General features: G+C 62.3%; 5 protein-coding genes. 3 read left to right on the plus strand and 2 right to left on the minus strand.

Translation table 11 applies throughout. The annotated features are described in order from the left end of the window. Positions 1-247 precede the first annotated feature (247 nt). Both ABIE56_RS19085 and ABIE56_RS19090 read right to left on the minus strand, forming a co-directional pair. Complete coding sequence (locus ABIE56_RS19085) at positions 248-1,279, minus strand: cytochrome-c peroxidase (RefSeq protein ID WP_429245388.1); 1,032 nt, start codon at positions 1,277-1,279, stop codon at positions 248-250. 27 nt (positions 1,280-1,306) lie between these two features. Next, positions 1,307-1,816: a hypothetical protein gene (locus ABIE56_RS19090; protein ID WP_429245389.1), complete on the minus strand. Its 510-nt coding sequence runs from the start codon at positions 1,814-1,816 to the stop codon at positions 1,307-1,309. 338 nt (positions 1,817-2,154) lie between these two features. Here ABIE56_RS19090 and ABIE56_RS19095 point away from each other — a divergent pair, with 338 nt between their 5' ends. The 3 genes from ABIE56_RS19095 to ABIE56_RS19105 are packed head-to-tail and all read left to right on the plus strand — an operon-like array spanning position 2,155 to position 22,148. Beyond that, positions 2,155-8,790, plus strand: coding sequence for an RHS repeat domain-containing protein (locus ABIE56_RS19095; protein ID WP_429245390.1), 6,636 nt, complete (start codon positions 2,155-2,157; stop codon positions 8,788-8,790). A gap of 12 nt (positions 8,791-8,802) precedes the next feature. After that, entirely contained in the window at positions 8,803-16,833 is an 8,031-nt protein-coding gene (locus ABIE56_RS19100; protein ID WP_429245391.1) for an IPT/TIG domain-containing protein, read from the plus strand. Between the two features lie 59 nt (positions 16,834-16,892). Continuing rightward, positions 16,893-22,148: an RHS repeat domain-containing protein gene (locus ABIE56_RS19105; RefSeq protein ID WP_429245392.1), complete on the plus strand. Its 5,256-nt coding sequence runs from the start codon at positions 16,893-16,895 to the stop codon at positions 22,146-22,148. Positions 22,149-22,150 lie beyond the last annotated feature (2 nt).

The raw sequence follows: 22,150 nt of genomic DNA on the forward strand, positions 1-22,150 counted from the left end.
CTACGGAAAGATCTCCGAAGGCGTGCGGCGGAATCATGCTCCCCGCGCCGCGGACTTCTTCCTTCAGTCCTGCTGGTGCATCGAGCGCCCACATACGAGCCGCTACATATCGAAGACAACACTCTCGCTTGGAATCCGATTAAGCCATTGCAGAAATCCTATGAACGAAATCGATGCGTGTCGAAGGTTCCTCGCTAGGATCGTTTTCAGGACCACGTTGAGCGAGTGATCAACAAAGACTCCGACGCTACAGCGTCTGCAGGAACGCCATAAGATCCGCCCGCTCCTGCGCGGTGAGACCAATGGGATAGCCGCTATCGAGGCCACGGTAGTAGACCTCGCGATCAACGGCTGCATCCAACGTAGGGACGCTCCCGTCATGCATGTACGGCGCGGTGAACCGAACTTCGCGCAACGATGGCGTGGCGAACGTTTCGATATCGGCCACGCGGTGGCTCGCGGCGAAGTGGCCTAACTGGGCTTCGTCGGCGTGGGTCGCCACGCGATCGCCCAGCGCTCCGCCCGACAGATTCCGACTGAGCACGCCTTGTGTCAACTCGGGAAGGCGTGCGGCAATATCGTCCATGCTGACGCCTGACCGATGGAAATCGTAGTCGGTGAGCTTCGCCCCGTCGAGTACATGGCACGCGGCACATTGGCCTTTCCCAGAAAAAATGCGCATCCCGAGCTTTTCGCGCTCATCGAGCGCCGCTGTCTCGCCGCGGGTGAATCGTTCGTAGCGGGTCGGCGTCAACGGTAGCTCCCGCAGGTACGTGGCCAGCGCGGTGGCGATCATGGCATCCGCCGCCGCCCCAGGCGTGTCCTTACCAGCGGGGAACCATTCGACATAGTCCGGCAGTGCGGTGACTGTCCGGGCGATGGCGGGCCGATCATGAAGTCCCATCTCCACGGGATTACTGAAGGGATCCATCACCGCATCTTCCAGGCGATCACGCCTGCCGTCCCAGAAGAACGAGGTGCGATGCGAGGCAATGGCCGCGGTAAGCGAAGGCGTGTTTCGCGTCCCGGCCATACCGCGAATACCGGTGGCGACGGCCTTGCCATCGGTGAATGCACGTCCGGGCACGTGGCAGGTAGCACAACTCGTCCTGCCATCAGCACTGATGCGGACATCCGTGAACAGCTTCGCGCCAAGGTGGGCTGGCGCGTCGTCAGCGCGGGATCCCTGCGATCCCGGTGCGCGCATGAACGCCAGCGCGCCTGCCCCGGCAAGGGCAAGCGCTAACGCAACACATGTCAGGGCGACGGCCGGGCGCATCCTACGCTCCGCAAGCGGATGCGTCGGTTACATCGCAGCGACGCGGACGCGAGCGCCCGTGGCCGCGAGCATCTTCGCTTGCGCATCCTTCTGCGCGCCGTCACCAACGATAAGGACGGTGACGCCTTTCAACGTGTCCGGCTTGACCTCTTTGCCGAGGCTTTCGATGAACGCGTTCGTCACCGTCGCATCCGGTCCGCCCAGGATCAGCAACGCACCCGGGATGAGGATCGAGCCCGCACCGTGAACGATCGAGTCCGTTTCGTTCTTGCGGCGGTCCTCGGCCATCGAGCCCTCGCCGGCCGGAATCACGTAGATGTACGGCCGCATGCCGATATCGTCAGCGTGCACCTTGCCCTGGTCGGCCAGGTACAGACCCCAGGTGTTCTCATCGGCGGTTGCGGCGGGGCGCGGCACCGTGCCTTTCTTGGCGGCAGCGCTGGCAGGCGCGTTCGCGGCCTGGTCGTTTGATTTGCTACAGGCGCCGAGCGCAAGGGCTGCTACCAGGGCGAACGTGCAGGCGGTCCATTTCTTCATCGATGTCATTCCAGACATGGGCCCGATCCCCCTCGGACCGGCGAGACACAGGGCAGCTCCGCCCTGGCGTGGCGGCATAGATAGCAGATCGCAATTACAAACGCACGCGCGACGGCGATTTATCGCCCGAGGCACACGATTGCGCAGGAAACTGTGATTCGCGTAGCATTCTTCGAATCACTGGATGCGTACATTATTGCGACGTATCAGGGGACCGGAAAGGGCAGCCGGTTATCAAAGGGAAGGCTGGCAGGGTGCCGGCCACAGGGGATGTGCGTATGGTTTCGCAGTGGACGCGTACTCGGTGCGCGCGCAGGAAGCTCGCTTCGTGGATCACCATGGCCGCCCTTACCCTGCTCGCAATCGCAGGTCCGGCGGGCGCAACCCAATACGTTTACGACGCTAATGGCCGGCTCGCTGTCGTTACCGACGACAGTGGCGAAAGCGCCAGGTACGTCTACGATGCGATGGGAAACATCCTTCGTGTCGAACGCGTGCAGGCCTCCGAGCTTCGTCTCTTCACGCTGGTCCCTGCCCATGGCACCGCCGAGACGCCTGTCACCCTCCGCGGCCAGGGTTTCAGTAGCCAGGTTGCCGGCAACACCGTGTTGTTCAACGGTACGGCGGCGACGGTAACGTCTGCGACCGCCAACGAAATCAGAACCACGGTCCCATTCGGCGCAACAACGGGTCCCGTCACCCTTGCCGTGGGCGGGCGCCAGGTAGTGAGTGACGCGCCATTCACCGTGGACGACACGGGGTTGCCGCCAACCGTTGGCGACGTCACTCCTGTTACCGCGGCGGCCGGTGACACGTTAAGCGTGACGGGCACGCATCTGTACCCGATCCCTGGGAAGACCTCGCTTCGCCTCGGTACGCGATCGCTGGATATAGCCCAAGCTGCCACCAACAGCGCCCTCGCCGCCATCTTGCCCAAATCTGCCAGTAGCGGTCGCGTATCAGTGCAAACGCCTTACGGCACGGCCGATGGGACGCAGACGGTGCTGGTCGTCCCGCTGGGTATTGCCCCTGGCCAGATCGCATCGCGTGGTGTCGCGACCATGGACTCGTCACATGTGTCGCTGCAAATGCCGGGTGCGGGGAAGATCGGGGCCCTGCTGTTCGATAACGACGGGCGTGACTGGGTCACGTTGCAGTTAAGCGACGTCGTTACCAACAACAGCCAAGTCACCTACCAGGTCTATGCACCGGGGAATACCCTGGTCCAGCAGGGCTATCTCGATCCGTCGCAACTCTCGCTTCACCTCGCCCGCTTGAGTGGCTCCGGTACGTATCTGGTGCTGTTCACGCCGCAGGGCGCACCGGCCAGCTTCACCGTCGGTGTGGAGTCGAACAGGTCCATCACTGGGCAGCCCACGACTTTGTCGGTCCATGGGGCCTCGCAGAGCGTGCGTGGAACATTTGTCGCGGAGCAGGGACAGACGCTCGTCGTCAAGATCGACCCGGCATTAACAACGCCGGCCGGGGCGAACGTGGGTTACGAGGTGCGGTCACCCAGCGGCATCGCCTACACGTGGAATAACTTCCCGGGTGCGGGCGGCCTTAACATTCCGTCAGTGCCACAGAGTGGCACCTGGCAGCTCATCGCGTGGCCCGGTGCTGGCTACACGGGCAACATGCAGGTGGCCGTGGTGAAGGTCGCGACCGGGAGCCTATCGGCTAGCGGACCGGCGCAGCACTTCGACGCCGTCGCGTCCAAGCAGAACGTTTACTTTGATTTCGACGCCGAGCCGCTCGCCAGTTACGAGCTGGCGTTCCAGGGCGCGACGCTTATTGGATCGGGCTACACACAATACCAGGTGTACGTCACTGGTCCGGGCGGCCAGCAGATCGCAAGCCCCATGTGCTACACGAATAGTGCCAACGGCAATTGCGCGCTGCACCTGTGGTATCTCACCGGGGGCCACTACCAGGTCACGGTGGTACCGGTATACGACGGCGAACTTCATTTCGACGCCATCCTGCGCAAGCATATCGGCGGTCGCGCACTACCCGTGGACGGCGAGCTCGCGTTCAACCTGCCTGCCGCTCAGGCGGAGCGCGTCACGTTCGAAGCCGCGGCAGGGCAGACCGTTGCCCTGCACATTGCCGACATGGTCATGCAACCCGCCGCCGCGGGGGTACGTGTCCTTGTGTACCGCCCAGATGCCGGAGCCATCACGACGCAAACCGTGGCGTATGCCGACGTCAGCATCTCGCCGGCCGGGACGATCAATTTACCTGCGCTCCCGGTGAGCGGTAACTACACCGTTATCGTGCTTCCCGATCTGGGGGCGGCCGGGACGTTCCGGCTGCAGCTCTTTGCCGGCGCGGTAACGCCGCTTATCGCTGACGGTGACGCTGGCCACATCGCCACCCGAACGGACCGACAGACAGGCTACCTGGATTTCGACATCGCGCCGAACGCGATGAACGAGTTGGTGATCGACAACCTGACGACCGCGGGCGCCGCTTACCCACAGGTATACGTCAACATCTATGACAGCGTGGGAAGGAATGTCGCGAGCGGCTATTGCTACCAGCCGGCGTGTGAGTACCACCTGTGGCGCCTGCCAAAGGGTCACTACCGCGCGGTGATCGACCCCAATTACGGCGGTACTTTCACATTGGATGCGCGTCTCCGGACGCACGTCACGGGCCGTTCTTTCGCGAAGGACACGCCACTCGCATTCGCCCTGGCAACGGGCGTCGCCGAGGAAATCGGCTTCAATGGGACGGCGGGCGACACCGTGGCCCTGCAGGTCTCGAACATCGTGAGCGCCGGTGGCCAGGGGGTGCGTTTCATCCTGTATAGCCCCGACACCGGTGCAATCACCGCGGCAACACGAGCCTATACAGATTTCGTCAGCACCTCGTCAGGTCTGGTCAACCTCCCCAGCCTCCCCGCGACGGGTCGCTACACATTGATGATCCTGCCTGTGAACGGCACGGCGGCCAGTGGTGTGGCGAGCATTCTTTCCGGAGAGGCTGGGGCGATCGACGGTAGCGGTGACGGCACGACGTTCGACACCAACGCACCTACGCAGTCCGCGTACCTCAATTTCACGGCGGGGCCGAACGAGGATCTGGAGCTGACGCTCGCGGACGTGGCGGTCAACGGTGCGCAGTATCCGCAGTTCTATGTGGAGATCCGTGACCAGGCGGGTCGCTATATTCTCGGAGATAGCTGTGTCACGGCGAACGTCGGCGCGAGCTGCCAGTACCACCTCTGGCGGCTGCCGCCGGGACGCTACAACGTCACGGTGAGCGCGAACTACGGCGGGACGCTGCATTTCAACGCCATGGTCCGCCGGCGTGCGACAGGCCCGGTGCTGGCAAGGGACACCCCCACGGTGGTGTCGCTGGCGCAAGGCCAGCCCATGGAGCTTACGTTCCCGGCTGATGCAGGCGATGGCATTGCACTGAAGTTCGAAGGTACGACGACCACTCCCGCGGGAGGGAGCGTGCGTGTGCTGGTTTATCGTCCAGACGCTGGCGCGATCGTGCAGTCGACGAGGGCATATACCGACTTCACCGTCAGCCAGGGTGGCGTGGTCGACCTGGTCGATCTGCCTGTAGCTGGTATGTACCGAGTGCTGCTTCTTCCGTCGTACGGGCTTCCTGCCACATCGACGATCACCTCCGTCTCAGGCGGGCGTAAGGCCATACCGGTCGACGGTGGCGCTGTCCGTTTCGACTCCACGGCTAACGGGCAAGCAGCGTACGGCGAATTCACCACCACGCGCCTGCAAGATCTGGAACTCACCCTAAGCAGCGCCACCACGACAGGCGCCCAGTACCCACAGTTCTACGTGTACGTCTGGAATTCGACAGGCCGCCAGGTTGCCGGCGATAGCTGCGTGACCAGCAATACAGGCAATAGCTGCGAGTTCCATCTGTGGGCGCTTCCGCCGGGCCGCTACCGGTTCACCGCGACGCCGAATTACGGTGGCACGGTCCATTTCGACGCGCGCGTACAGTCGCACCTGACCACGGCGCTCGCCCCGGGGGTCTCCACGCCCCTAAGCACCGGAGCCGGCCAGGCACGGCGCTTCACGGTGAGCGCCAATGCGGGCGATACGCTGACGCTCCAGCTTACCGATATCGTCACGAACCCAGCCGGCGCGCCGGTCAGGTTCCTCGTCTATCGCCCCGATGTCGGGCTGATCACCAACAACACCCGCAGCCTTGCCGATGCGCAGGTGAATGCGAGCCAAGTCATGTCGGTGGCCAACCTGCCGGTCGCGGGCGCCTATACGGTGATTGCCCTGCCTGGTTACGGGCTCGCCGCCAGCGGCCACGTCAAGGCGACACTCTCGGCAGGCACGGATGAGCCGCATCACCAGCCGACCAACCTCCCCATGGATGCGGCGAAACACGCATTCAGCTCAGGTAGCGCTGCGAGCGACCTTACGCTGACGTTCGATGCACACGCAGGCGACAACCTGGAGATCGCATTCACCGATGCGCTCCGCGATGGTGGCAAGGCGGGCAGCTTCTATGTCCAGGTCTACGACCCCGCCGGAACCAATATCGACAACTACACCTGCTGGCCGGTCGATCCCGCGTGCGCGCGAAGCTTCTGGAACCTGGTCGAGGGCACGTATGCCGTCGTCGTACGCTCCGGCGGTTCGTCCCTGGCCCTCCAGGCGACCGGCCGGCCGAATACGGTCGTCGGCGCGTTAACGCCGGGTGTCCCGGCAGATATCACGCGGGGCCTGGGTGAAGCACTGCGTTACACGTTCCGCGCTGAAGCGGGTGAAACGGCCATCCTCCATTTGGACAACCTGGCATCCACGCCTGCGGGGTATTACACCAACGTACTCGTATACCGGCCCGACGGCGGCGCCATCTGGGAAAGCAACCCGTACAGCAGCTTCTATTCGCGCGATCGAACGACGCTCACGTTGCCGAACCTTCCGGTCGCGGGCGAGTACGTGGTTATCGTGGGTGGCGACGTAGGCTTGCCGCAGACCGGTACGCTGACCCTGTTCAAGGGGCAGGCGGATCCGAATGTATCCGTCGCGCACCCCAACCGGTTCGATGCGAGCACAAGCGCACAGAACCTGTATCTGAAAGTGGATACCGGCACGGGAGGCGATTTCGAGTTCAGCCTGTACAACGGCGTGACCACCGCATCAACGTACTACTCCATCGCCGTCTTCGACCCCGATGGCGTCAACGTCGACAACTATGCGTGCTACCTGAGCAGCCCGGCCTGTACACGTGAATGGTGGAACACTCGCGCAGGTATCTACACTGTGGTCGTCCAACCGGACGGGTTAGCCAAGATCGGCTTCGATGCCGTGCTAAAGCGCAATGTCGATCGAGGGACCTTACAGATCGGCACGCCAGTCGATATAAGCCATGGCTTTGCCGACGTACTGAGGCTCAAGTTCAGCGCGAGCCAGGGCCAGACCCTGGCCCTGAGGCTGGATGGCGTGACGTCGTCCCCGGCCGGATACAACACGACGGTCATGGTCTTCAGGCCCGATGGCGGCCTGGTGTGGACGAACAATTCGTACAGTTCCATGTACTCGAAGAACCTCCACATACTCAATCTGCCGGACCTTCCCGTCACGGGCGACTATCTCGTCACGGTAGGCAGCGATTATGGCCTCGCGGGCGGTGGAACCCTGACGCTGGTCGCTGGCGTAGCGGGCGATGGCATCACCGATGGCGTAACGAAACATTTCCAGGCCAATACCAACGGACAAAGCATCTATCTGGATGCAGATACCGGTAACGGAGGCGACTTTGAACTGGTGATGACGAACAAATCGAACGACGGTGGACGGGCGAGTTATTACTACGTCTCCGTCTTCGATCCGTCGGGCGTCAACGTCGATAACTACTACTGCTACTTCAGTGACCCGGCCTGCACTCACGACTTCTGGAACGCGAAAGCAGGCAAGTACCGCCTGGTTGCGCAGGCGCAGGAAGACGACAAGATTCGCTTCGATGCGACGATTCAGCGCAACCCGGATCTCGGCCCGATGACGGTGGGCCAGCCCAAGGATTTCACCCATGGCCTTGGGGATGTCGTGCGCACCCGCTTCCACGGAGAGATCGGTCAGGCCGTGGCGCTCCGCTTGAGCGACCTTGGATCCACGCCTGCAGGGTATAACGTCACCGTATCGGTGTACCGACCCGACACCGGGCTTATCTGGGTGCAGAACCCTTACGCGCGCTATTACTCACGCGATGCCCTCACCCTGAATCTCGGCGACCTGCCGGTCACGGGTGACTATGAAGTGGTGATCGGTTCGGACTATGCCATGCCTGCGCACGGCTCGCTGACCGTCGTTCCTGGCGTTACGGGCGCGACGGTCTCGGAGGCATCGGCACAACATCTAAAGAACCTTACACCCAGCCAGACCGTGTCGATGAATGTTGACACGGGTGCCGGTGGAAACTTCGAGTTCATCCTGGAAAACGTGTCGATCGTCGGATCGAGCTATTTCACCCTGGCCGTATACGACCCGGACGGTCGCAACGTAGACAACTTCTACTGCTACGCATCCGATCCGGCCTGTATCCGCGATTGGTGGAACGCCCTCGGCGGAATCTACACCGTGGTGGTAACACCGGACCGTGAAGCCATGGTGGGGTTCGATGCGTCACTGACGCGGAACGTCGAACTGGGGGCGCTGGCTTACGACGAGCCAAAAGAGCTCGCGCATCAACGCATGGTCGTGGAGCGCACATCGTTTGATGCACAGCTTGGCGATACGGTGACGCTGACGTTCGACGACATCGTCACCGACACAGCCGGGCGGAACGCAACGATCTCCGTGTACCGCCCCGATGTGGGTCTGGTATGGCTGCAGAACCCCTTCGCCCGCGTCAACACGAGCACCGCGACCTCACTGACGCTTCCCAACCTGCCTGTGGGTGGTCGTTACATCGTTGTCATTGGTACCGACTGGGGGGTGCCCGCGCACGGCCACCTCTCCGTGAAGAACGGCATCTAAGGGGAAACATGCATGGAAACGCAGCGCACACGGGCACGTCCTGCACGCTCGACGATCGCGTCCTGGCTGGTCATGTTGATGCTTGCGTTACTTGCGGCCATGCCGGCCGCGGCAACCCAATACGTCTACGACTCCAACGGTCGCCTCGTCGCCGTCACCGATGACAGCGGTGAAAGTGCGCGCTACGTCTACGATGCCATGGGCAATATTCTGCGCGTGGAACGCGTGCAGGCCTCGGAGCTGCGCATCTTCGCCATGACGCCCATGCACGGCACGGTGGATACGCCCGTAGCCATCCGCGGCCAGGGCTTCAGTAGTGTGGCGGCCAATGACTCGGTGCAGTTCAACGGCGTAGCGGCGACGGTATCGTCGGCCACGGCAAGCGAACTGAAGGTCGTCGTTCCTTATGGCGCCACGACCGGACCGGTCACCGTTACGGTGGGCGCCCGAACTACCACCAGCGACGGCACGTTCGCGATCGATGAGACGGGGTTGCCCCCGGTCATTGCCGCGGTGGCACCGGATATTGCGGTGGCAGGCACCTCGCTTGGCCTCGACGGCCTGCACCTGTATCCCATTCCCGGCAAGACATCGCTTCGCATCGGCGGCCGTTCACTCGATATCGCCAGGGGTGCCACCAACCAGCACCTGGACGCCATCCTGCCGCCATCGGCCAGCAGCGGTCGTATGAGTGTACAGACGCCTTACGGCACGGCCGAAAGTGTCCAGGGTGTGCTCGTTGTCCCACCCGGGATTGACCTCGCCAAGGTGACATCGCGCGGCGTCGCCACGCTGGATACCAGCCCGGCCCACATCAACCTGCCCGACGGTAATGTCTACGGCGCGGTGATGTTCGACAGCGAAGGCCACTCGTGGATAAGTCTTCAGCTTTCGAACATCTCGGGCAGTTCCGGGAGCATCGGTTACACGGTGTACGCGCCGGGTAATGTCGCTGTGCTCCAGGGCGTCGTGTCGGCCAACAGCCCCTCGATACACCTGGGGCGATTGCAGGGCGACGGCACGTACATGGTCATGTTCCGCACGAACGATGGTGGCTCGTTCTCCTTCGACCTGGCAGCGAATTCGAACGCCGCGTTCGGTGATGAAGAGCTCACTCTGGTAACGCAGACGCCTTCGCAGAGCGTGCGTGCGACCTTCAACGCGCAGGTGAAGGACACCCTCGTGGTGAAGATCGCTGGCGCGGCGACCGAGCCCGCGAACGCGGCCGTCACCTATTCGGTCTACACGCCATCAGGCGGGCTCTACACGAGTGGGGTCACCTCCGGCATCGGCTCAATCAACCTGGCCAACCTGCCGTTCGCCGGCACCTGGCAGCTTGTCGTTGCGCCAGGTGTTGGCGTCAAGGGCGTCATGCACGTATCCGTGCTCAAGGGAACGACCGGTGTACTCGTGCCGGGCGCCGACCCCGTCTCCCTGGAGGCGAAGTCGCCGGGCCAGAACGTGTACATGAACTTCCCTGCCAACCCGTTCGACGACGTGGAGCTGGTGGTTTCGAATGCCACCCTCACCGATACGACCGAGACTTACTACGACATCCATGTGTACTCGGCAGCAGGAGCCCAGGTGGGTTACACCGGCTGCTATGTCAGCCACCCGGGTGGCAACTGCAACCTGCACCTGTGGTACCTGGCCGAGGGCGATTACCAGGCCGTCGTGACCCCGTATTTCGGCGGCACCCTGCACCTTGATGCAACCCTGCAGAAGCACCTTACCGGGCGTACGCTCGCGCACGATTCGACAGCGGGTATCGACCTTGCCCTTGGCCAGGCAGAGCGGGTCACGTTCGATGCGCAGGCGGGTGAGACGCTGGCGCTGTCCGTCAGCAATACGCGAACCACGCCGCAAGGCCAGAACGTCCGTTACCTCGTCTACCGCCCGGATGCTGGCGGCATCACCACGCAAACGCCCGCCTACCTGGATTTCTCGACGAACGGTTCGCGGGTCGCGGACCTGCCGAACCTCCCGGTCTCCGGCCGCTATACGATCCTCATCCTCCCTGACTACGGCGTACCGGCGGCCGCGCAGGTCAGCCTGCTCACCGGTACCACGACCACGCTGGTGACCAACGCGGCACCCGTCGTCCTTGATACCCATGTGCCCGGTCAATCCATGTATGTGGATTTCGACGCCACGGCCGGTGAGCGTGTCGATCTTGCCTTCATCGATGCCGCGCTGGCAGGTGCAAGCTACCAGGCATATACGGTCGACATTCGCGATGCGGCCGGCCGCAATGTGCAAAGTCGCACCTGCTACACGAGCGACCCCGGCTGCCAGTTCCACCTCTGGTACCTCCCCGCGGGCCATTACCGCGCGACGATAACCATGAACTGGGGCGGTACGTTGCATGTAACGGCCGGTGTGCATGATGTCATCACCGGGCGCAAGCTCCAGGTCGATACCCCTGCCCATGTCGTTCTGGACAGGGGTGTCGCCGAACACATCACGTTCCATGCAAACGCGGGCGATACCTTCGCGTTCGCGGTCAACAGTGTTGCCACCACGCCCCAGGGACAGAACGCCCGGTATATCGTGTACCGCCCGGATGCCGGCGCGATCGGCAGCGTCACACCGAGCTACACCGAGTTCGGGGCGAACGGCCCGCGCCTGCTCGATTTGCCGTACCTGCCGGTGACCGGCGACTACACCATTGCCGTCGTATCCGATAACGCTGTCGGCATCGATACCACGGTGCAACTGATCAGTGGCGAAGTGGGAAGCCTGCCCGCTGATGGCCAGTCGAGTCACTTCCAGACACGCGGTTCGCAACAGTCGACCTACGTCGACTTCACGGCCTACCAAGGTGAGAGCCTGGAGCTTACGTTCTGGAACACGGTACAGACGGGGGCGAGCTACCCAGCGTATGTGGTTGATATCCGTGATGCCGCCGGCCGCTACATGGGTGGCACCGGGTGCTACGTCAACGATCCTGGTTGCGTGTTCCACCTGTGGAACCTGCCGGCCGGCAGCTATCGCGCCACGGTCAGCGCGAACTGGGGCGGTACGCTGTCCTTCGACGCGGCGGCGCGACCGCACAAAATCCTCCCGACACTGACCAGTGACGCATCCGTAGCCGTATCGCTGGGCCGTGGTGAGGCTGGCCGCGTGACGTTCCACGCCAATGCGGGGGACACGCTGGCGCTGGTCGAATCGGGCATCAAGACCGACCCGGTCGGCCGCAACGTGCGGTTCCTTCTGTACCGCCCGGATGCAGGCACGCTTGTCGCGACCACCGTGCCATACACGGAGTTCTCCCGATCGGGCGACCAGTTGCTCGACCTGCCGAACCTGCCGGTGAGCGGCGATTACACGCTTGTCGTGCTGCCGGATTACAGCGTACCGGCGGATGTCACGCTCACGCTCGTGGGTGGCGCGACAGGTGCGTTGCTGGGCGACGGTGCCACGCACACGTTCGAAACGAACGCATCGACCCAAACCACCTACTTCTCATTCACGGCCAACCGCGGAGACAATCTCGAACTGGCGTTCTCGAACGTCGTGCAGTCCGGTGCCAGTTACCCCGCCTATAGCGTCGATATCCGCGACGATGCCGGCCGGGACATCACGTACAACACCTGCTATTCGTCGGATCCAGGATGCACGTTCCACCTTTGGGCCCTTTCCGGCGGGACCTACCGCGTGACGGTATCGCTCTTGTGGGGTGGAACACTGCGCTTCAATGCGGCCGTGGTGCCACACCGGACCGGCCGGGTGCTCGCTTTCGATACGCCCGCCTCCTTCGACCTGGGTACCGGCCAGGTGGAACGGCTGACGGTCCATGCCAATGCAGGCGATACGATCGCCCTGCAGGAAACCGGCATCGTCACGACGCCGGCGGGCCAGAATGTCCGGTTCCTGCTCTATCGGCCGGATGCCGGCGTCATTACGACGAGCACGCCCGCGTACCTGGACTTCACGCGCTCGGGCAACCAGGTGGCGGATCTACCCAACCTTCCGGCCACCGGTGACTACACGCTGCTGGTCATCCCGTCGTCGGGCGTGGCCGCGCATGTTCGGCTTGACCTCTTGCACGGTGCGACAGCCACGCTGGTGGCCGACGCCCCTTCGCAGACGCTGCACGTGCCCGGCCCCGGCCAGACGACCTACCTGAAGTTCCATGCGCGCGCGCTGGACGACCTTGAGCTCTCGTTCACGAACGCGAGCGCGGTGGGCGCCCTCTACGGCAACTACAACATCTATGTCTCCAATGCGTTGGGCCAGCAGGTAGGGGGAACCAGTTGCTACTACGGCGATCCGGGCTGTGTCCTTCACCTGTGGTACCTCCCCGAAGGCGACTACCAGGTTAACGTCGTCATGAACAACGGCCAGGCGACGCAGTTCGACGCCAGGCTGACCTCGCAGAAGAAGGGTGCGCACCTTTCCGATGGCGATGACCTGGATATCAATCTCGGCGCCGGCCAGACCGAGCGCGTGACGTTCGATGCCACCGCCGGCGATACGCGCACGCTCCTCATGAAGGATGTGCTGACCGGACCTGCGGGCGGCAATGTGCGGTTGATGGTCTACGCACCGAACACCGGCATCACCACCTCGACGTCGGCGATCTTCAACGACGCCTCCAACGGCAATCGACTGTTCACGCTGGCTAACCTGCCCGTCACGGGCACGTATACCGTCCTGGTCGTGCCGGATTACGGCCTGCCGGCTTCGCTCACGCTCACGGAGGCCTTTGTTCGCGCCGCCGATACACCTGCCCCGAAGCCCGTGAACCTGACGGTGGATGCGGCGCCGAAGCACTTCGGCTGGACCCTGCCCGATCCGCCGGTTTCCATGGTGTTCAATTCAACCGGTGGGCAGAACCTGGACGTGGCCATCACGGGCGCCGCAGGGACGGATAGCTACTATTTCGCGAACGTCTACGACCCTTCCGGGGCTTATGTCGGAAGCTCACAGTGCTACACAACGACGGCCGTATGCACGGTCGATGTCTGGAATACTCATCCGGGCACCTACTCGATCACGCTAGCGACGAACACCGGGTCGGGCATGTCCTTCGACGCGGTGGTGCACAGCAACCCGAACGGCGGCGCGCTCGAGCGCGGGGTGACGAAGGCCGTCACGGCGGATGTAGGCGATGTGGTCCGCTACACCTTCGATGCAGTACAGGGCGAAACGCTCGCGTTGTATCTCTCCGATATTGTGGTCACCGCGCCAGGCCAGAACCTTGGGATTCGTGTGTATCGCCCGGATGGCGGGCTGATCCAGCCCGGCTTCCCGTGGAGCAGTGTCGTCACGAATACCCGTACGACCATCAACATCAACAGCGCGCCTGTCACCGGGCGATACACGGTGCTTGTCCACGCCGACTGGCTGCTCTCATTCAATGCGAAGCTGCTGCTGGCTCCGGGAACCACTGGTTCAGTCATCGCGCCCGAACAAACCACCCACATCGAAGCGAACGCACCGGGCGAGAACGCATGGTTCGATATCGATGCCGGCAATGGCGGTAACTTCGAACTATTCCTGAGCAACCTGAATCTGCAGGACGGCAACAACTACGTCGCGCTCGCGATCTATAACGCGGCCGGTGCCACCATCGACAGTTTCAATTGCTACCCATCGGATCCCTCGTGTTCGCGGGATATGTGGAACCTGGCCCCGGGCACCTATCGCGTGGCGGTCATCCCGCAGTACGGCACGTCAAAGCCCACCTTCGATGCCACGTTCATCCGCAACAAGGAGAAGGGCAAGCTGGTGCGGGGCACTCCGTCGGACATCACCCATGTGGGTGGCGACATCCTGCGCTACACCTTCGATGCCAGCCAGGGTGAAACCATCGGCCTGACCCTGTCCGGCATCGCGACGACCCCAGGTGGCCGCAATAGCTCGATCCGCGTGTACCGGCCCGACGGTGGCCTGATCCTGCCGGGAAGCCCGTACTCATCCATGTCGACCACGAGCGTGAACACGCTCAACCTGACCAACCTCCCGGCGACAGGCACCTACACCGTGCTTGTCAACAGTGACTACCTCATCGCCGGCAGCGGCCAGCTGACCCTTGTCGGTGCCGCGTCCGGTTCAACGTTGACGGAGGCGGCGTCGCTGCATGGCGGCGCGAAGGCTCCCGGCCAAAATATCTACTTCGACATGGATATCGGTTCCGGCGGTGCCTACGAACTGGCGCTGTCCGGCGTTTCGTCGGGCGATGGCGGGGACAGCTACTACACCGTGTCCCTGTTCTCACCCGCGGGCGCCCAGGTCGACGCGTTCAATTGCTACCCGTCGTACCCTGGCTGCACGCGCGATCTGTGGAACATGGCGCCGGGCCGGTATCACGTGGTCGTTCAGCCGGCCTACCCGTCATCCACGATGAGCTTCGACGCATTGATCAGGGCCAACCCGATCAAGGGCGCGCTAACCCGGAACACGCCTGCGGACATCACGCACCAGTTCGGCGACCTGCTCCGCTACACGTTCCAGGCCACGACCGGCGAAACCGTCGCCATCCGTATCGACAACCCGACGACCACGCCGGCGGCATACAACACGGGTGCGCGCGTGTACCGCCCGGACGGCGGCCTTATCACCGGCAACAGCACGTATAGCTCGATGAACGGGCGCGACTCGCAGACGCTCAACCTCCCGTCGTTGCCGTCCACGGGTACCTATACGGTGCTGGTGAACTCGGATTACCTCGTGGCTGGCACGGGCACGCTCACCGTCGCCGATGGCGTGACCGGGCATACGCTCACCGACGGGCTCGTAACACACCTTGATGCGGGTGTCGCGGCGCAGAACCTGTATTTCGACGTCGACCTCAGGTCGGGCGCGAATGCGGAACTGTTGCTTTACGGTGTGACGCAGAGTGATGGCGGCGACAACTACTACACGGTGACGATCTACAGCCCCAACGGCGTCCAGGTCGATAGTTACACCTGCTACCCGTCGTGGCCTTCCTGCCCGCGTGACCTGTGGGAATTGCCCGCTGGCATATATCACGTGACGGTGCAGCCAGCGTATGCGGGCCAGCGCCTGTCGTTCGACGGCCTGCTGAAAACGAACGCGCTGAAGGGGGCGCTAGTGCCCGGTGTTCCCGCCGATATGGCGCACGGGATCGGCGACCTGTACCGCTACACCTTCACCGCCAACGCAGGCGGCACCGTCGCGCTGCGCCTCTCCTCCGTCGTCACCACGCCGGCAGGCTTCAACACATCGGTTCGCGTGTACCGGCCGGATGGCGGACGGATCACCACCAACGGCTATTACGCGCAGACCGGCACAAGGGACAACACCCTGATCAACCTGCCGGATCTGCCGGTTGGCGGCGTATACACGGTGATCGTCAATTCCGACTACGACATCGGTGGGACAGGCAGCCTGACGCTGGTGCCGGGTGTACAGGGTATCGACATCAGTGGTGGATCAGCCGTGCATGCGCGGGCGAATGCACCTGGCCAGAACATCTACATGGACGTGGACGTGCCGACCGCGGGGAATTTCGAGCTGACCCTGGCCGGGACCGCCCAGGATCCGATGATCGCCTATATGAGCGTCGCGCTGCTTAATGCGGCAGGGGCGCAGGTGGACTCGTACACTTGCTACACCACATCCAACTGCGCGCGCGATTACTGGAACCTGGCCGCAGGCCACTACCGCGTGGTCGCCAGCCCGGCGGATAGCCGCGATATCGCAGGCTTCGACGCCCGGTTCCTCCCGAATGTCGATGGCGGGACCCTGACCAGGGATGTTCCGGTGGATATCACACGGCGGCTGGGTGAGGACACGCGCTTTACCTTCACCGCGCACCGCAAGGATTCGGTAGGCATTCGCGTCGCCGGCGCCACGACCAGTCCCGCAGGCGGCACGACCTATGTGCGCGTCTACCGCCCCGATGGCGGCCTCATTACGCCGGATAACCGCTACGCAATCCTTGGCACCTACGGCAGTGACACCTTGAACCTGCCGAACCTGCCCGTGGACGGCACGTACACGGTGGTCGTGAATAGCGACAACCTTTCGGCCGGCCAGGGATCGCTCACGCTGACGCAAGGGACCACGCCGTGAACCCGCCCAATAACGCAACACCAAAAAATCGCACGACCCCTGGAGGTCAGGAGAAAGCCATGGATAAATGGAAGCTGGCAGGCACGGGCGTACTCCTCACGCTGAGTGCGCTTGCGGTGGCAATTGCGTACCACCACCCGATCACAGCGCGCGTGGCCATTGCGGGCCCGTTCGCCACGGACCGGATCGCGGATGAGGCGACGGTCACGTTGGCTGATGGCCGCCCACTGGTGCTACACGGCGGCACGCTCTCCCTTGGCGATAAGACGTTCCCCTTGACCACGTCACGCCACTTTGCGTCGCTCACCACGATGCCGACGGGCCAGGTGTTGATCTGGGGTGGCGTGGATGGCGACGGCCGCCTGGTTGAAACCGGGGAGTGGTTCGAGCCGACGACTGGTGCGCTGGTGACCACGGGCCGCCTTGGTCTACCGGTTCGTGCGGCGCACACACTCACCGTGCTCTCGGATGGTTCGCTGGCGATGACCGGCGGCTGGGGGCCTGGCAATGTGCCTTCGCATGAGGTGGCTATCTGGCGGCCGCTCGACCGCCACCTGGATCTAAAGCCGGATGGCGATACGCATGCACGACTCGGTGGCTCCGCCACGTTGCTGGCCGACGGCACGTTGAAGATCGCCGGTGGCATCGACGACATCGGCCGGCCGGCGCATGACGCGTGGCAGTACGGCGCGCCTGACGCCCGTCACTCTGCCACGCCGGGCATCGCCGCGTCGTACCCGCTGAAAGACGCGGCCGGCGCATCACCGATCGGCCCGCTTGCGTTGCGCTTCGACGAGCCGGTCGACGTGGCGCAGCTCAACGGAACGGTATCGTTGCTCGGCCCCAACGGCGTGGTGAAGACCCGCGTGGTCGGCGCCGAGAACGGTCGCCTCGCCTTTATCCAGTTGCCCGACGAGCTCTATCCGTCGGCGCGCTACACGATCTTCGTGCAGGGTCTGCACACAGCTGCCGGCAAGGCCGTGCCCTATGAAGCGATCGGCTTCACCACCCGCGCCGCGCGTAACGGCGTGGTGCTGGCCGGTGAAGGCAAGCGCCCTGGAGCGGGGGCGGCTGCGGCGACCGAACCTGCCGTCTATGTGATGGCGGGCGAAGGGACCGTCAAACCCTGCAAGCCCGGCGATGCGTTCCACCTGTGCCGCGACAAGGGCGAGGTGAAGGATGGCGCCTTCTATCCCGGCCAGGACAACGTGGCCACGGCATCCGGCGGCCACTGGCGACTGTACAAGGACCGCCAGTCGCTACCTGACACCAGGCAGCTGGAGGCTAACCTGGCCAAGGGCAGCACGGCACTGATAGGCCAGGTTCGCCGCATCGACGAGACGCCGGTGGCCAACGTCGCCATCAGCGTCGATGGACAGACCGTGCAGACCGATGCCCGCGGCGTGTTTGTGTTGCAGAACCTGCCTTCGGGCCGCCGAGAGCTGTTCGTCGATGGCCGGCCCGCCGGCAAACCAGGTACCGAATACGGCCGCTTCGTCGTGGGCGCCGATGTCGCCGCCACCACGATCAACCACATGCCGTTCGTGATGTACCTGCCGCGCGTGCTCGAGCGCGACAAGATTCCGCTGCCGTCGCCAACCACCCGCGAAACCGTGCTCACCCATCCGGATATGCCTGGCCTGGAGCTGCGCATTCCGGCGGGCGCGGTGTTCAAGGACCGCGACGGCAAGGTGCTCAACGAGATCGCCATCGTCCCCACGCCGGTCGACCACGCGCCGTTCCCGCTGCCTGACAACTTCCCGATGTACTTCACCATCCAGCCGGGTGATGCGGTGGTACAGGGCATGACCCCGGACGCGGCGAAGGGCATCCAGGTCGTCTATCCGAACTACGGTAAGCAGAAGCCGGCGGACAAGGCCGATTTTTGGGTTTACTCGGCTGGGAAGGGTTGGGAAATGTATGGGGCTGGGCATGTGTCCAAGGACTCTAGCCAGGTGATACCAGACCACGGTGCTGCTCTCGTTTGGGCACTGGGCGCCGGTGCTTCCGTGAATCCGGATGATCCTCCGGGTGGCATGACTTGTGGTGGCGCGTCCACGCAGTTTCCAGTAGATCTGCGCACCGGCACATTTTGGCACGAATGGAAGGATGCCGATCTTGCGGACACCGTTAATTTATCGCTTACTAGGTCATACCGGTCCGACGATACGCGGCCGCGCAGCTTCGGCGTTGGTTCAACAACCAATTTCGGAATGCACCTTTACAGCACGAACGGCATGGCAGCTATCAGCCTTGTCATGCCATGCGGTCAAGACGTCCCTTATCGCCTAACGAGCGGGTCGGTGGCATGGCCCTTAGCCGGAACAGTGTGGACACACAGCGGGAGTGACTCGGGACTCTATGGATCCACGCTTCAATTCCTTATGGACGCGACGAGCGAGGGAGCTCACTGGATACTTACAACACGTGACGGAAGCGAGTATGCATTTGGCCGGCATACGCCGAATGCGCTTGCATGGACAAAGGATCAATTCGGGAATGAGACGAGCTTTGTGTACAACGGTGGTCTGCTGGAGACGATCAGCTCACCAAACGGCAGGTCGCTAACGTTTAGCTACGATAGCCAGAATCGCATCAAGCAACTCGAGGACAACATCGGTCGACTGACCGCCTATGCGTATGACTCCGCCGGACGACTGCACTCCGTAACGTATCCCGACGGGAGTACGGAAGTGTACGGATATGGGGCCGATGGCCGCATGTCCCGCTTGACCGATCGCATGGGCACGGTCTGGCTGGAAACTACGTATGATGGTTCCGGCCGGGTAACCGCGCAGGAATTTGCAGATGGTACAAAAGAGACGTTCGAATACGCGACCACGGAACAGAACGAATCATCCACATTGGTTACGTTACCCACCGGGCGAAAGCACCTCTATGTTTTCGACGCAAACAGCGGGTCTGTAAAGTTCGACATCGATGGCTACGGAACCAATAAGCCTGAGAAGCGCACATATGAGCTCCTCGCGTCCGGCCAGGCAACGTCGATCACTGACTCAATCGGGCGCGTCATAACCCGTCGTTTCGACGAGGTTGGAAATGTTACCGACATCACGTATCTGGCTGGGACAAGTGAAGCGGCGTCTGAACACTATGAATATAGGCGCGGCACGGCGGAACTCATTTCTGCCACCGATCCGCTCGGAGGTGTGACGGAGTATAGCTACCTCAATGGCTGTCTAATCGGCACGACCGACGCGCTAGGTCAACGCACAACTCGTGAATGCGATTCAGCTGGACGCGTCGTGAAGATCGTGGACCCCGCGGGCCGAACGACAAGATTCGCATACAGTGGCGGCGACCTAGTGTCGGTCACAAATGGTCGCGGATTATCTACAAGCTTCGTGTGGGACGCCGCTGGGCGCCTGACGTCGATCGTGAGTCCGGACGGCGTCGTGAAGACGCGCGAATACGACGCTAACGACCGCATCATCAGGCAGATGGACGGGAGCGGAACCATCACTGAACACGATTATGATGCTAACGGCAACCTTACCTCGGTGCGCCTTCCCAACGGATCAGTTGACCGATTCGAGTACGACGTGATGAATCGTTTGATCACTCACATTGATCAAATGGGGGCGGTCGAAGCGTGGACGTACTACGCGGATCGCAAGCCGAGCCTATACAGCGATGCTGGCGGTGACTTGACGTACTACGATTACGACGAAATGGACAGGTTGGCTAAAACCAGCCACCCGGACGGATCGACAACTATCAACAGCTACGACGCAGCAGGGCGAAAGCTGTCGCAGTCCGATTCGTCTGGACTAACTGTGTCCTGGTCCTACGGGGCTCTCGACCAGCTTATTGCAGAGAAAACGGGGAACGATCTTGTTGAATTCGGATACGACAAGATTGGTCAGAAGACCGCGGTTTCGCTCAACGGCGAAAATTCTATTAGCTATTCTTATGACAAGGTAGGGCAAGTCACAGCCGTCAGTCGCGGGGATCGAACGTCAACGTTTACCTATGACGGAAGCGGTCTGAGGAGTGGGTTACTGTTCCCAAATGGAATGAAGGCGTTCTATGACTATGACTCCGCAGGAAATCTGCTGAAGCTGGATTACATCCATGCAGATGGTCGAGAAATCGGGTCAATTCGATACGCGTACGGAGAGAGTTCAAAGCGCATACTCGTAAATAGTACTTTCCAAGCCGAGTTGCTACCCGAGCCGACCGTCGGTGATCGTGTCTATGACTCGCTGAATCGCCTGCTATCTAACAATGGTCATGCGATCACATACGATAAGGTCGGTCGGATGATAAGTGATAGCGTCAACTCATTTACGTGGGACGCAAAGGGTCGCTTGGAATCGATAACCCGTCCCGGAGGTTCGTCAACAATCTACAAATATGATGCGGCTGGACGCCGTGCTTCGGTCACCGACAGTTCCGGTGAACAGAGATCGTACCTCTATGACGGCCAGTCAATCATGGCGATTCGATCGTCCGGTGGCATGTCCAGCGTATTCCCAGGTACTTCGGTCGACGAACGCATCGGCTGGTTTGGGGGCGACGGAGAGCGATTTACATTTGTTGATGGTATAGGTAGCACGGTCGCTGAGACCGACGCAGCTGGTACCGTTAATCGAACGATAAGCTACGACCCCTTCGGCGTGCCCTCAATCGATCCATCAGGGACAGAACCTGCGAACCGGTTTCTGTTCACTGGCAGGGAGCTTGATGATAACGGCATCTACTTTTACAGGAATCGCTACTACTCCCCAGCTATCGGGCGGTTCCTCTCGAAAGATCCCATTGGGTACTCTTCTGGACAGCTGAATCTTTACTCTTACGTCGACGGCGATCCGATAAATAGAATCGATCCTTTCGGTACGCAGTCCACTGCAAACTGTCTCCAGCCCGCTGCTGCTCCTGCATGCGCTGAGGCCGGTATGCTTCCTCAAGGCGCCGGGGCAGCTAGTGGCTCTGCAACAACCGCAGGCGCCGGCGCCGGCACCGCTGACGCTGGGGCCGTGGGCGAGTCGGGGGGGCTTTGGGGGCGTCTCGCCGACGCAATCAGGAGACATCCTCCCGGATGGAGTCCCGCGGTTCCGGTACCAAAGCCGGGCGACGCATTGTGCCCACCGCGTCCACCGGACTACGAGGGTTGCTATGATCGGTTCGAAAAAGAGGCGAAGCGGTGTGATCGCTGGATTGGTATGGGGCCGGCCGAAGCCCCAGATCGATGGTATGACGCATGTGTTAAACGCGCCGAAGCGCGCCGGAACCTTTGCCTGCGTGGACTATCGGATGAGGCGCCGGACGAATGGTCGTATAGAGACATGTGAGG

It is taken from the genome of Luteibacter sp. 621 (assembly GCF_050435445.1).
In the GTDB taxonomy this organism is placed as follows: Bacteria; Pseudomonadota; Gammaproteobacteria; order Xanthomonadales; family Rhodanobacteraceae; genus Luteibacter.